Genomic DNA, 12,147 nt, shown 5'->3' with positions numbered 1-12,147 from the left:
TCCTCCCTATCAGCTAGCACAATGCCAAGGGGCATCCAGCCTCAAGAAATGGAGCGGAAAAGATGGACAAGCGTAGCTTGTTCCATGCCGAGCATTTTTGCCGCTTGCGGCCCCTTATAAAAATTGTGGCGCGGCTAGCGCCACGCCGATTTGTTTTCTGTGGAAAGCTTGGCCTTTGGCCAATTCTTCCCACAGTACGCGCTTTGCGCGGTCAAGATTTTCTATGAGATTTTTAGAAGAAGCCTTCGGCCCTTTGCTTCAACGCTGCGACGGCTCGATCCGTGGACAGTCGCCGCTTTGCGTCGATTCGGTCGTCGGCCTATCCGGCCTCTCTCCCCTGCCCACCGATCACCAGCGGGGTCGTTTTGCCCCCCTTATATAGAGTGAGAAGCGAAAGCCCCGAAACCCGCAGCCAGCCTAGACCACCGGTGACAAAATTGGCGCCGAAACTGACAACTCAGTCAGTTTCGGTGACAAAAAATAATTGTATTTTGTCAGTTTCGGCGACATCGTGTGTCTGGAATACTGACAAAATGGCGAGGTAAAATGTCAGAAAAGAAGTCAGTTCACGCGCTTAAGCGTGCATTTTCCCCCATGGTCAACCCATTCTTGGAGCCAGTGACGGTGGAGATCACCGCAAAGGCCAAACGGCGGTATGTCCGCACGTCCACAAGTCAGCAACTGGTGGACCCGGAAACCGGCGAGGTCAAAGCTGTGTCCATGATCCACACCGTGGAAGACCGCGATGACGAGAGTTTCGTCAAAGTCTTCGCGGAAGGCGTCAAAATGGCCTTTGGACTTGGCTCCGCGGGGACAAAAGTATTCCAGGCCGTACTAGACGCCTACCAGAAGGAAAANATGACTGGAGGCTATGCAGACTGCCTCACTCTGTTCTGGTTTGACAATGGCCTCAACGGCGAAGCCATTGGAATGTCTGAACGAACTTTCAATCGCGGAATAAAGGAACTGCTAGAAAAGGAGTTCCTCATTCCACGGTCTCCAAACCAGTATTGGGTGAACCCCTCCCTGTTCTTCAAGGGTGATCGAGTGGCTTTCGTGAAGGAGTATCGTCGCCGTGCAAGCCCGAAGGCCGTCGAGGGCGTGTAGCTGACTCAAGGGCTAACCACACAGCCGAAATGGAAGCGGCGGCCTTATTGGCCGCCGCTTTGCTTAGGTTCATGAAACCGTTATCAGGCGTGAGCCTCAGCTCCACCGCCTTGTTCAGGGGCAAAAGCCCCCACCCTAACGGGCTTACCTTCAGGCAGATCTCGCTGGGCATGCCAGAGATCAAAGGCCGTCTGGCCATTCATCCACATCTGCGCGGAAGTATCGAGAACAGCAGAAATACGCACTGCTGTTTCCGAAGTTATGCCAACATGGCCGTTAATAATCTGCGAAAGATGCTTCCGAGAGATTCCTGTTGCATCAGAAAAAGCCGTCACAGAGACCTTACGTGGGTCTAGGTAAAGCACCTTCAATATGGTCCCCGGATGGGTCGGCGCCCTGTTCCGAGTGAGCATATCATTCTCTCCTTTATGAGGATGGAGGAGGTTTTAACCTCCTCCATCTAAAATCAAGGAACAACTAGTACTTAACTAGTGATAATCCTCGAAATCTACACCGGCGACGTCAACGCCATGGAACCTGAACGTGATGCACCAATTTCCATTGACGTGCATAGAATAGTATCCGGCTCGATCACCCTTTAATTGGTGAAAATTCTTCACACCTACAAGGTCTTTAGGACTCTGAACCATGTTCAGCAAGTCTAAAATCTGAATGCATGTCCTGTGAAAATTGCTGGCGATGTGCTTAGACGTACCATCTAAAAATAAATCTTTTAGTCCTTTATCAACGATGTCGGTGATCATCTGTTAAGTCCTTGCGAGTGGTACTGCGCATGAAAGCGCTGATATTGATGTTGGTCATTTTTCTCTCCCGTTATTTTCATATATTCAAACGTACAGACATACAGCATGCCCACTGCACCCCCGCAGGGAAACGCCAAGCTGGGCCTACTGTTACCTATAAGGTAACACACTCCACTCCAATGTCAATTACATTGTTACCTTTCGGGTAACGGCACCTGCGTAACCCAGCCGTTTAACGCCGATTTATCAGCGGAACGGGGACACCGAAGGCGGATTGACCCAACACCATTGTCCCTTGGGGCCATCCTTGACCTTCGCCCCATCCTGGAGCGGCTCGGCGCAAACGCCATAGGGTGGTGGTGCAGGAGGGTGTGTCACTCCATGGCCCAACCATCCAGCCACCCAACCTGCACCGCCAGCGACCACCAGGGCAATTAACAGGGCCAGCCAGTCCAACCGAGGAACAGGCACTCCCACCTGCACCTCTTTGACCTGCACAGGCCCAGGTACGAGCTTTTCAACCTCCACTTTCTCGACCCGCACCGGCCCAGGCGTCGGAATTGGCTTCGGCACCTCCACCGTGCGGATCTCCAGCGGCACCGGATCACGAAAACCGCCCGGTGGCTCCCCGCCTTTGCGGAGCTTGGCGGCAGTGTTCTGCATCCACTTCACATGTCGGGTCGGGACATCGAGGGCGACGGTGACGACTCCTTTTTCGGCTTTTCGTGCCCGTTCTTCCCGCTTCCGTTCTGCCGCTGTTTTCGCCTTGGGTGGATCGTCGCTCATGGTGCCTCCTGACACCACAGTACAACGCGACAAGTCGCGTGACAATCACGGATTTGAAAAAATTATAGTGTACCGACTATAACTTTAAGGGTCCCACCGCTGCGCGGTTCCCCCTTAAAGTCGTCGACCAGGGGGGGATAGCCCCCCTGGTCCCCCTGCCTGGAGCGATCATGTCCTACCAGTTCGCGCACATTTCGACCTTCAGCCGGAAGGGTAACAGCGTTGGCCGCTCCGTCGCTGATGTCACCGCCGAGGCAGCACGCCTGGACGGCCACGCTCCCCATGTCGAGCAGCCGCAGCCGCCGACCGTCTTGCACGGCATCGACCCGGCCGAGGTTCCGGCCGAGATCGAGCGCCGGGTGCGGGAGGCAAAAGCCGCCATGCGAGGACAGGGGCGCGGTAACAGCGTGCGCGCTGATACCCATGTTATGGAAGGCGTGGTGCTATCCCACCCTTCCCGCTGCGCCGACCTCGCCGCCGATCCCGATCAACGTCGCGCCTATGAGGCATGGCGCGACGAAGCCGCCCGCTGGCTGATCGAGGATGGCCGTCGCCGTGGCGTGGAGGTGGTCAGCATCGTTGAGCACAGAGACGAGAAGCATCCTCACATCCATGCCCTGGCCATCCCACTCAATGCCCGCCTGGACGCCAAGCAGGCTCACCCCGGCTATGCCGCCTTGGCGGCTTCAAAAGAGGCCGGATTGGGCGCAAAACAGTGCAATTTGGCCTATCGTGACGCCATGCGCGTATGGCAAGACCGATATCACAACGATATTGGTATGAGACACGGACAGACGCGGATAGGCCCTGGTCGCCGCCGCCTGACCCGCGCGGAATGGAAGGCCGAGGCCGCCGAAGCCCAAAGGACAGCCCAGCGGCTAACAAACGTCAACGCTGCCGAAATCGCGGTCGACTACAAACACCAGATGGCTAACCAGGTTATCAGAGAAGCCCGCCAGAAGGCCCAGGACGCCCTTGCCACCGCCGACATCCTGGCAGCTCAGAAGATCGATCAAGCGGCCTCCAAGGGCCGCCAAATCGAGGCGGCGGCGGTCGCTAAGGCCGACGCCATAACCACCGGCGTGGAAATGTGGTCCAACGGCACCCTTGAGCCGGGGACGATCAACGCCAAAGGCCAAAAAAGACTCGTCCTCCACGTTCCCGAGGCCGAGAAGCCCAAAGTCATCAACCGCCTTTCGCCCGCCTGGGACTGGCTCTACGACTGGTCTAGCCGCATGACTGAGCGGCTAAAGGAGAGTCTGGAAGCCTCCAAGCTGGCCCAAGAGGTCAAGAAATACCTGCCTGCCGCCCAGCAGAAGCAGGCCGACGCCCTCACTCAGGCTGCCCAGCAGGTCGAAGAACGGCGACAAGCTAAGCAATCCAGGGGTTACAGTCGATAAGGGGGGGTAGGGGGTCACCCCCTACGGCCACTCCTCCCTATCAGCTAGCACAATGCCAAGGGGCATCCAGCCTCAAGAAATGGAGCGGAAAAGATGGACAAGCGTAGCTTGTTCCATGCCGAGCATTTTTGCCGCTTGCGGCCCCTTATAAAAATTGTGGCGCGGCTAGCGCCACGCCGATTTGTTTTCTGTGGAAAGCTTGGCCTTTGGCCAATTCTTCCCACAGTACGCGCTTTGCGCGGTCAAGATTTTCTATGAGATTTTTAGAAGAAGCCTTCGGCCCTTTGCTTCAACGCTGCGACGGCTCGATCCGTGGACAGTCGCCGCTTTGCGTCGATTCGGTCGTCGGCCTATCCGGCCTCTCTCCCCTGCCCACCGATCACCAGCGGGGTCGTTTTGCCCCCCCATTATATAGAGTGAGAAGCGAAAGCCCCGAAACCCGCAGCCAGCCTAGACCACCGGTGACAAAATTGGCGCCGAAACTGACAACTCAGTCAGTTTCGGTGACAAAAAATAATTGTATTTTGTCAGTTTCGGCGACATCGTGTGTCTGGAATACTGACAAAATGGCGAGGTAAAATGTCAGAAAAGAAGTCAGTTCACGCGCTTAAGCGTGCATTTTCCCCCATGGTCAACCCATTCTTGGAGCCAGTGACGGTGGAGATCACCGCAAAGGCCAAACGGCGGTATGTCCGCACGTCCACAAGTCAGCAACTGGTGGACCCGGAAACCGGCGAGGTCAAAGCTGTGTCCATGATCCACACCGTGGAAGACCGCGATGACGAGAGTTTCGTCAAAGTCTTCGCGGAAGGCGTCAAAATGGCCTTTGGACTTGGCTCCGCGGGGACAAAAGTATTCCAGGCCGTACTAGACGCCTACCAGAAGGAAAAAATGACTGGAGGCTATGCAGACTGCCTCACTCTGTTCTGGTTTGACAATGGCCTCAACGGCGAAGCCATTGGAATGTCTGAACGAACTTTCAATCGCGGAATAAAGGAACTGCTAGAAAAGGAGTTCCTCATTCCACGGTCTCCAAACCAGTATTGGGTGAACCCCTCCCTGTTCTTCAAGGGTGATCGAGTGGCTTTCGTGAAGGAGTATCGTCGCCGTGCAAGCCCGAAGGCCGTCGAGGGCGTGTAGCTGACTCAAGGGCTAACCACACAGCCGAAATGGAAGCGGCGGCCTTATTGGCCGCCGCTTTGCTTAGGTTCATGAAACCGTTATCAGGCGTGAGCCTCAGCTCCACCGCCTTGTTCAGGGGCAAAAGCCCCCACCCTAACGGGCTTACCTTCAGGCAGATCTCGCTGGGCATGCCAGAGATCAAAGGCCGTCTGGCCATTCATCCACATCTGCGCGGAAGTATCGAGAACAGCAGAAATACGCACTGCTGTTTCCGAAGTTATGCCAACATGGCCGTTAATAATCTGCGAAAGATGCTTCCGAGAGATTCCTGTTGCATCAGAAAAAGCCGTCACAGAGACCTTACGTGGGTCTAGGTAAAGCACCTTCAATATGGTCCCCGGATGGGTCGGCGCCCTGTTCCGAGTGAGCATATCATTCTCTCCTTTATGAGGATGGAGGAGGTTTTAACCTCCTCCATCTAAAATCAAGGAACAACTAGTACTTAACTAGTGATAATCCTCGAAATCTACACCGGCGACGTCAACGCCATGGAACCTGAACGTGATGCACCAATTTCCATTGACGTGCATAGAATAGTATCCGGCTCGATCACCCTTTAATTGGTGAAAATTCTTCACACCTACAAGGTCTTTAGGACTCTGAACCATGTTCAGCAAGTCTAAAATCTGAATGCATGTCCTGTGAAAATTGCTGGCGATGTGCTTAGACGTACCATCTAAAAATAAATCTTTTAGTCCTTTATCAACGATGTCGGTGATCATCTGTTAAGTCCTTGCGAGTGGTACTGCGCATGAAAGCGCTGATATTGATGTTGGTCATTTTTCTCTCCCGTTATTTTCATATATTCAAACGTACAGACATACAGCATGCCCACTGCACCCCCGCAGGGAAACGCCAAGCTGGGCCTACTGTTACCTATAAGGTAACACACTCCACTCCAATGTCAATTACATTGTTACCTTTCGGGTAACGGCACCTGCGTAACCCAGCCGTTTAACGCCGATTTATCAGCGGAACGGGGACACCGAAGGCGGATTGACCCAACACCATTGTCCCTTGGGGCCATCCTTGACCTTCGCCCCATCCTGGAGCGGCTCGGCGCAAACGCCATAGGGTGGTGGTGCAGGAGGGTGTGTCACTCCATGGCCCAACCATCCAGCCACCCAACCTGCACCGCCAGCGACCACCAGGGCAATTAACAGGGCCAGCCAGTCCAACCGAGGAACAGGCACTCCCACCTGCACCTCTTTGACCTGCACAGGCCCAGGTACGAGCTTTTCAACCTCCACTTTCTCGACCCGCACCGGCCCAGGCGTCGGAATTGGCTTCGGCACCTCCACCGTGCGGATCTCCAGCGGCACCGGATCACGAAAACCGCCCGGTGGCTCCCCGCCTTTGCGGAGCTTGGCGGCAGTGTTCTGCATCCACTTCACATGTCGGGTCGGGACATCGAGGGCGACGGTGACGACTCCTTTTTCGGCTTTTCGTGCCCGTTCTTCCCGCTTCCGTTCTGCCGCTGTTTTCGCCTTGGGTGGATCGTCGCTCATGGTGCCTCCTGACACCACAGTACAACGCGACAAGTCGCGTGACAATCACGGATTTGAAAAAATTATAGTGTACCGACTATAACTTTAAGGGTCCCACCGCTGCGCGGTTCCCCTTAAAGTCGTCGACCAGGGGGGGATAGCCCCCCTGGTCCCCCTGCCTGGAGCGATCATGTCCTACCAGTTCGCGCACATTTCGACCTTCAGCCGGAAGGGTAACAGCGTTGGCCGCTCCGTCGCTGATGTCACCGCCGAGGCAGCACGCCTGGACGGCCACGCTCCCCATGTCGAGCAGCCGCAGCCGCCGACCGTCTTGCACGGCATCGACCCGGCCGAGGTTCCGGCCGAGATCGAGCGCCGGGTGCGGGAGGCAAAAGCCGCCATGCGAGGACAGGGGCGCGGTAACAGCGTGCGCGCTGATACCCATGTTATGGAAGGCGTGGTGCTATCCCACCCTTCCCGCTGCGCCGACCTCGCCGCCGATCCCGATCAACGTCGCGCCTATGAGGCATGGCGCGACGAAGCCGCCCGCTGGCTGATCGAGGATGGCCGTCGCCGTGGCGTGGAGGTGGTCAGCATCGTTGAGCACAGAGACGAGAAGCATCCTCACATCCATGCCCTGGCCATCCCACTCAATGCCCGCCTGGACGCCAAGCAGGCTCACCCCGGCTATGCCGCCTTGGCGGCTTCAAAAGAGGCCGGATTGGGCGCAAAACAGTGCAATTTGGCCTATCGTGACGCCATGCGCGTATGGCAAGACCGATATCACAACGATATTGGTATGAGACACGGACAGACGCGGATAGGCCCTGGTCGCCGCCGCCTGACCCGCGCGGAATGGAAGGCCGAGGCCGCCGAAGCCCAAAGGACAGCCCAGCGGCTAACAAACGTCAACGCTGCCGAAATCGCGGTCGACTACAAACACCAGATGGCTAACCAGGTTATCAGAGAAGCCCGCCAGAAGGCCCAGGACGCCCTTGCCACCGCCGACATCCTGGCAGCTCAGAAGATCGATCAAGCGGCCTCCAAGGGCCGCCAAATCGAGGCGGCGGCGGTCGCTAAGGCCGACGCCATAACCACCGGCGTGGAAATGTGGTCCAACGGCACCCTTGAGCCGGGGACGATCAACGCCAAAGGCCAAAAAAGACTCGTCCTCCACGTTCCCGAGGCCGAGAAGCCCAAAGTCATCAACCGCCTTTCGCCCGCCTGGGACTGGCTCTACGACTGGTCTAGCCGCATGACTGAGCGGCTAAAGGAGAGTCTGGAAGCCTCCAAGCTGGCCCAAGAGGTCAAGAAATACCTGCCTGCCGCCCAGCAGAAGCAGGCCGACGCCCTCACTCAGGCTGCCCAGCAGGTCGAAGAACGGCGACAAGCTAAGCAATCCAGGGGTTACAGTCGATAAGGGGGGGTAGGGGGTCACCCCCTACGGCCACTCCTCCCTATCAGCTAGCACAATGCCAAGGGGCATCCAGCCTCAAGAAATGGAGCGGAAAAGATGGACAAGCGTAGCTTGTTCCATGCCGAGCATTTTTGCCGCTTGCGGCCCCTTATAAAAATTGTGGCGCGGCTAGCGCCACGCCGATTTGTTTTCTGTGGAAAGCTTGGCCTTTGGCCAATTCTTCCCACAGTACGCGCTTTGCGCGGTCAAGATTTTCTATGAGATTTTTAGAAGAAGCCTTCGGCCCTTTGCTTCAACGCTGCGACGGCTCGATCCGTGGACAGTCGCCGCTTTGCGTCGATTCGGTCGTCGGCCTATCCGGCCTCTCTCCCCTGCCCACCGATCACCAGCGGGGTCGTTTTGCCCCCCCATTATATAGAGTGAGAAGCGAAAGCCCCGAAACCCGCAGCCAGCCTAGACCACCGGTGACAAAATTGGCGCCGAAACTGACAACTCAGTCAGTTTCGGTGACAAAAAATAATTGTATTTTGTCAGTTTCGGCGACATCGTGTGTCTGGAATACTGACAAAATGGCGAGGTAAAATGTCAGAAAAGAAGTCAGTTCACGCGCTTAAGCGTGCATTTTCCCCCATGGTCAACCCATTCTTGGAGCCAGTGACGGTGGAGATCACCGCAAAGGCCAAACGGCGGTATGTCCGCACGTCCACAAGTCAGCAACTGGTGGACCCGGAAACCGGCGAGGTCAAAGCTGTGTCCATGATCCACACCGTGGAAGACCGCGATGACGAGAGTTTCGTCAAAGTCTTCGCGGAAGGCGTCAAAATGGCCTTTGGACTTGGCTCCGCGGGGACAAAAGTATTCCAGGCCGTACTAGACGCCTACCAGAAGGANAAAATGACTGGAGGCTATGCAGACTGCCTCACTCTGTTCTGGTTTGACAATGGCCTCAACGGCGAAGCCATTGGAATGTCTGAACGAACTTTCAATCGCGGAATAAAGGAACTGCTAGAAAAGGAGTTCCTCATTCCACGGTCTCCAAACCAGTATTGGGTGAACCCCTCCCTGTTCTTCAAGGGTGATCGAGTGGCTTTCGTGAAGGAGTATCGTCGCCGTGCAAGCCCGAAGGCCGTCGAGGGCGTGTAGCTGACTCAAGGGCTAACCACACAGCCGAAATGGAAGCGGCGGCCTTATTGGCCGCCGCTTTGCTTAGGTTCATGAAACCGTTATCAGGCGTGAGCCTCAGCTCCACCGCCTTGTTCAGGGGCAAAAGCCCCCACCCTAACGGGCTTACCTTCAGGCAGATCTCGCTGGGCATGCCAGAGATCAAAGGCCGTCTGGCCATTCATCCACATCTGCGCGGAAGTATCGAGAACAGCAGAAATACGCACTGCTGTTTCCGAAGTTATGCCAACATGGCCGTTAATAATCTGCGAAAGATGCTTCCGAGAGATTCCTGTTGCATCAGAAAAAGCCGTCACAGAGACCTTACGTGGGTCTAGGTAAAGCACCTTCAATATGGTCCCCGGATGGGTCGGCGCCCTGTTCCGAGTGAGCATATCATTCTCTCCTTTATGAGGATGGAGGAGGTTTTAACCTCCTCCATCTAAAATCAAGGAACAACTAGTACTTAACTAGTGATAATCCTCGAAATCTACACCGGCGACGTCAACGCCATGGAACCTGAACGTGATGCACCAATTTCCATTGACGTGCATAGAATAGTATCCGGCTCGATCACCCTTTAATTGGTGAAAATTCTTCACACCTACAAGGTCTTTAGGACTCTGAACCATGTTCAGCAAGTCTAAAATCTGAATGCATGTCCTGTGAAAATTGCTGGCGATGTGCTTAGACGTACCATCTAAAAATAAATCTTTTAGTCCTTTATCAACGATGTCGGTGATCATCTGTTAAGTCCTTGCGAGTGGTACTGCGCATGAAAGCGCTGATATTGATGTTGGTCATTTTTCTCTCCCGTTATTTTCATATATTCAAACGTACAGACATACAGCATGCCCACTGCACCCCCGCAGGGAAACGCCAAGCTGGGCCTACTGTTACCTATAAGGTAACACACTCCACTCCAATGTCAATTACATTGTTACCTTTCGGGTAACGGCACCTGCGTAACCCAGCCGTTTAACGCCGATTTATCAGCGGAACGGGGACACCGAAGGCGGATTGACCCAACACCATTGTCCCTTGGGGCCATCCTTGACCTTCGCCCCATCCTGGAGCGGCTCGGCGCAAACGCCATAGGGTGGTGGTGCAGGAGGGTGTGTCACTCCATGGCCCAACCATCCAGCCACCCAACCTGCACCGCCAGCGACCACCAGGGCAATTAACAGGGCCAGCCAGTCCAACCGAGGAACAGGCACTCCCACCTGCACCTCTTTGACCTGCACAGGCCCAGGTACGAGCTTTTCAACCTCCACTTTCTCGACCCGCACCGGCCCAGGCGTCGGAATTGGCTTCGGCACCTCCACCGTGCGGATCTCCAGCGGCACCGGATCACGAAAACCGCCCGGTGGCTCCCCGCCTTTGCGGAGCTTGGCGGCAGTGTTCTGCATCCACTTCACATGTCGGGTCGGGACATCGAGGGCGACGGTGACGACTCCTTTTTCGGCTTTTCGTGCCCGTTCTTCCCGCTTCCGTTCTGCCGCTGTTTTCGCCTTGGGTGGATCGTCGCTCATGGTGCCTCCTGACACCACAGTACAACGCGACAAGTCGCGTGACAATCACGGATTTGAAAAAATTATAGTGTACCGACTATAACTTTAAGGGTCCCACCGCTGCGCGGTTCCCCCTTAAAGTCGTCGACCAGGGGGGGATAGCCCCCCTGGTCCCCCTGCCTGGAGCGATCATGTCCTACCAGTTCGCGCACATTTCGACCTTCAGCCGGAAGGGTAACAGCGTTGGCCGCTCCGTCGCTGATGTCACCGCCGAGGCAGCACGCCTGGACGGCCACGCTCCCCATGTCGAGCAGCCGCAGCCGCCGACCGTCTTGCACGGCATCGACCCGGCCGAGGTTCCGGCCGAGATCGAGCGCCGGGTGCGGGAGGCAAAAGCCGCCATGCGAGGACAGGGGCGCGGTAACAGCGTGCGCGCTGATACCCATGTTATGGAAGGCGTGGTGCTATCCCACCCTTCCCGCTGCGCCGACCTCGCCGCCGATCCCGATCAACGTCGCGCCTATGAGGCATGGCGCGACGAAGCCGCCCGCTGGCTGATCGAGGATGGCCGTCGCCGTGGCGTGGAGGTGGTCAGCATCGTTGAGCACAGAGACGAGAAGCATCCTCACATCCATGCCCTGGCCATCCCACTCAATGCCCGCCTGGACGCCAAGCAGGCTCACCCCGGCTATGCCGCCTTGGCGGCTTCAAAAGAGGCCGGATTGGGCGCAAAACAGTGCAATTTGGCCTATCGTGACGCCATGCGCGTATGGCAAGACCGATATCACAACGATATTGGTATGAGACACGGACAGACGCGGATAGGCCCTGGTCGCCGCCGCCTGACCCGCGCGGAATGGAAGGCCGAGGCCGCCGAAGCCCAAAGGACAGCCCAGCGGCTAACAAACGTCAACGCTGCCGAAATCGCGGTCGACTACAAACACCAGATGGCTAACCAGGTTATCAGAGAAGCCCGCCAGAAGGCCCAGGACGCCCTTGCCACCGCCGACATCCTGGCAGCTCAGAAGATCGATCAAGCGGCCTCCAAGGGCCGCCAAATCGAGGCGGCGGCGGTCGCTAAGGCCGACGCCATAACCACCGGCGTGGAAATGTGGTCCAACGGCACCCTTGAGCCGGGGACGATCAACGCCAAAGGCCAAAAAAGACTCGTCCTCCACGTTCCCGAGGCCGAGAAGCCCAAAGTCATCAACCGCCTTTCGCCCGCCTGGGACTGGCTCTACGACTGGTCACCGCCGCAACTGAGCAGATGCGCAAGCTTCCGTTCTACCACCTTTTCGGGCACAAGAGTCATGACCCGGCGATCGACCTGGG

Annotated in this window: 15 protein-coding genes; 6 read left to right on the top strand and 9 right to left on the bottom strand. The window is 56.5% G+C overall.

The window, feature by feature from the left end:
- Nucleotides 1-546: 546 nt before the first annotated feature.
- Nucleotides 547-1,107 (top strand): replication/maintenance protein RepL, encoded by a 561-nt coding sequence (locus PHAMO_RS01695; RefSeq protein WP_002725769.1) that lies wholly within the window; start codon nt 547-549, stop codon nt 1,105-1,107.
- An 83-nt stretch (nt 1,108-1,190) separates the two neighbouring features.
- On the opposite strand, the gene PHAMO_RS01690 is transcribed toward PHAMO_RS01695, so the two are convergent.
- From PHAMO_RS01690 to PHAMO_RS01680, 3 genes are all read right to left on the bottom strand, one after another.
- Complete coding sequence (locus tag PHAMO_RS01690; RefSeq protein ID WP_002725763.1) at nt 1,191-1,520, bottom strand: HigA family addiction module antitoxin; 330 nt, start codon at nt 1,518-1,520, stop codon at nt 1,191-1,193.
- A 75-nt stretch (nt 1,521-1,595) separates the two neighbouring features.
- The gene (locus tag PHAMO_RS01685) at nt 1,596-1,871 is read right to left on the bottom strand and encodes a type II toxin-antitoxin system RelE/ParE family toxin (RefSeq protein WP_002725762.1); all 276 of its coding nucleotides are present in this window, start codon (nt 1,869-1,871) and stop codon (nt 1,596-1,598) included.
- Between the two features lie 246 nt (nt 1,872-2,117).
- Nucleotides 2,118-2,657 (bottom strand): hypothetical protein, encoded by a 540-nt coding sequence (locus PHAMO_RS01680; protein WP_002725758.1) that lies wholly within the window; start codon nt 2,655-2,657, stop codon nt 2,118-2,120.
- 170 nt (nt 2,658-2,827) lie between these two features.
- On the opposite strand from PHAMO_RS01680, the gene PHAMO_RS01675 reads away from it, so the two are divergent.
- Both PHAMO_RS01675 and PHAMO_RS01670 read left to right on the top strand, forming a co-directional pair.
- Nucleotides 2,828-4,057 carry a plasmid recombination protein gene (locus PHAMO_RS01675; protein ID WP_002725765.1) on the top strand — a complete coding sequence of 410 codons (1,230 nt, stop codon included), beginning with the start codon at nt 2,828-2,830 and terminating at the stop codon, nt 4,055-4,057.
- A 579-nt stretch (nt 4,058-4,636) separates the two neighbouring features.
- Complete coding sequence (locus PHAMO_RS01670; protein WP_002725766.1) at nt 4,637-5,197, top strand: replication/maintenance protein RepL; 561 nt, start codon at nt 4,637-4,639, stop codon at nt 5,195-5,197.
- Nucleotides 5,198-5,280: 83 nt separating this feature from the next.
- On the opposite strand, the gene PHAMO_RS01665 is transcribed toward PHAMO_RS01670, so the two are convergent.
- The 3 genes from PHAMO_RS01665 to PHAMO_RS01655 all read right to left on the bottom strand — a co-directional run bounded on the left by PHAMO_RS01665 (nt 5,281) and on the right by PHAMO_RS01655 (nt 6,747).
- On the bottom strand, nt 5,281-5,610 hold the full coding sequence (locus PHAMO_RS01665) for a HigA family addiction module antitoxin (RefSeq protein WP_002725763.1): 330 nt from the start codon (nt 5,608-5,610) through the stop codon (nt 5,281-5,283).
- A 75-nt stretch (nt 5,611-5,685) separates the two neighbouring features.
- Nucleotides 5,686-5,961, bottom strand: a complete 276-nt coding sequence (locus tag PHAMO_RS01660) for a type II toxin-antitoxin system RelE/ParE family toxin (RefSeq protein WP_002725762.1) — start codon at nt 5,959-5,961, stop codon at nt 5,686-5,688.
- Between the two features lie 246 nt (nt 5,962-6,207).
- Nucleotides 6,208-6,747, bottom strand: a complete 540-nt coding sequence (locus PHAMO_RS01655; RefSeq protein ID WP_002725758.1) for a hypothetical protein — start codon at nt 6,745-6,747, stop codon at nt 6,208-6,210.
- Between the two features lie 169 nt (nt 6,748-6,916).
- On the opposite strand from PHAMO_RS01655, the gene PHAMO_RS01650 reads away from it, so the two are divergent.
- Both PHAMO_RS01650 and PHAMO_RS01645 read left to right on the top strand, forming a co-directional pair.
- Complete coding sequence (locus PHAMO_RS01650; protein ID WP_002725765.1) at nt 6,917-8,146, top strand: plasmid recombination protein; 1,230 nt, start codon at nt 6,917-6,919, stop codon at nt 8,144-8,146.
- 579 nt (nt 8,147-8,725) lie between these two features.
- Nucleotides 8,726-9,286, top strand: a complete 561-nt coding sequence (locus tag PHAMO_RS01645) for a replication/maintenance protein RepL (protein WP_002725764.1) — start codon at nt 8,726-8,728, stop codon at nt 9,284-9,286.
- Between the two features lie 83 nt (nt 9,287-9,369).
- On the opposite strand, the gene PHAMO_RS01640 is transcribed toward PHAMO_RS01645, so the two are convergent.
- The 3 genes from PHAMO_RS01640 to PHAMO_RS01630 form a co-directional block, all read right to left on the bottom strand.
- Complete coding sequence (locus PHAMO_RS01640) at nt 9,370-9,699, bottom strand: HigA family addiction module antitoxin (protein ID WP_002725763.1); 330 nt, start codon at nt 9,697-9,699, stop codon at nt 9,370-9,372.
- A gap of 75 nt (nt 9,700-9,774) precedes the next feature.
- Nucleotides 9,775-10,050 carry a type II toxin-antitoxin system RelE/ParE family toxin gene (locus PHAMO_RS01635; RefSeq protein ID WP_002725762.1) on the bottom strand — a complete coding sequence of 92 codons (276 nt, stop codon included), beginning with the start codon at nt 10,048-10,050 and terminating at the stop codon, nt 9,775-9,777.
- 246 nt (nt 10,051-10,296) lie between these two features.
- Entirely contained in the window at nt 10,297-10,836 is a 540-nt protein-coding gene (locus PHAMO_RS01630) for a hypothetical protein (RefSeq protein ID WP_002725758.1), read from the bottom strand.
- Between the two features lie 170 nt (nt 10,837-11,006).
- Here PHAMO_RS01630 and PHAMO_RS01625 point away from each other — a divergent pair.
- Nucleotides 11,007-12,147, top strand: a 1,141-nt coding sequence (locus PHAMO_RS01625; RefSeq protein WP_235720766.1) for a plasmid recombination protein, incomplete at its 3' end; no start/stop codon positions are given.

The sequence above is a fragment of the Magnetospirillum molischianum DSM 120 genome, assembly GCF_000294655.1.
Lineage (GTDB): Bacteria > Pseudomonadota > Alphaproteobacteria > Rhodospirillales > Magnetospirillaceae > Phaeospirillum > Phaeospirillum molischianum.
The sequence above is the reverse complement of the archived record's forward strand: the minus strand, read 5'-3'. Positions and strand labels throughout refer to the sequence as shown.

Bases quoted from the DNA above. Each gene is read 5' to 3' on its own strand.
- PHAMO_RS01690 (WP_002725763.1), bottom strand. From the start codon at position 1,520: ATGCTCACTCGGAACAGGGCGCCGACCCATCCGGGGACCATATTGAAG.
- PHAMO_RS01685 (WP_002725762.1), bottom strand. From the start codon at position 1,871: ATGATCACCGACATCGTTGATAAAGGACTAAAAGATTTATTTTTAGAT.
- PHAMO_RS01680 (WP_002725758.1), bottom strand. From the start codon at position 2,657: ATGAGCGACGATCCACCCAAGGCGAAAACAGCGGCAGAACGGAAGCGG.
- PHAMO_RS01675 (WP_002725765.1), top strand. From the start codon at position 2,828: ATGTCCTACCAGTTCGCGCACATTTCGACCTTCAGCCGGAAGGGTAAC.
- PHAMO_RS01670 (WP_002725766.1), top strand. From the start codon at position 4,637: ATGTCAGAAAAGAAGTCAGTTCACGCGCTTAAGCGTGCATTTTCCCCC.
- PHAMO_RS01665 (WP_002725763.1), bottom strand. From the start codon at position 5,610: ATGCTCACTCGGAACAGGGCGCCGACCCATCCGGGGACCATATTGAAG.
- PHAMO_RS01660 (WP_002725762.1), bottom strand. From the start codon at position 5,961: ATGATCACCGACATCGTTGATAAAGGACTAAAAGATTTATTTTTAGAT.
- PHAMO_RS01655 (WP_002725758.1), bottom strand. From the start codon at position 6,747: ATGAGCGACGATCCACCCAAGGCGAAAACAGCGGCAGAACGGAAGCGG.
- PHAMO_RS01650 (WP_002725765.1), top strand. From the start codon at position 6,917: ATGTCCTACCAGTTCGCGCACATTTCGACCTTCAGCCGGAAGGGTAAC.
- PHAMO_RS01640 (WP_002725763.1), bottom strand. From the start codon at position 9,699: ATGCTCACTCGGAACAGGGCGCCGACCCATCCGGGGACCATATTGAAG.
- PHAMO_RS01635 (WP_002725762.1), bottom strand. From the start codon at position 10,050: ATGATCACCGACATCGTTGATAAAGGACTAAAAGATTTATTTTTAGAT.
- PHAMO_RS01630 (WP_002725758.1), bottom strand. From the start codon at position 10,836: ATGAGCGACGATCCACCCAAGGCGAAAACAGCGGCAGAACGGAAGCGG.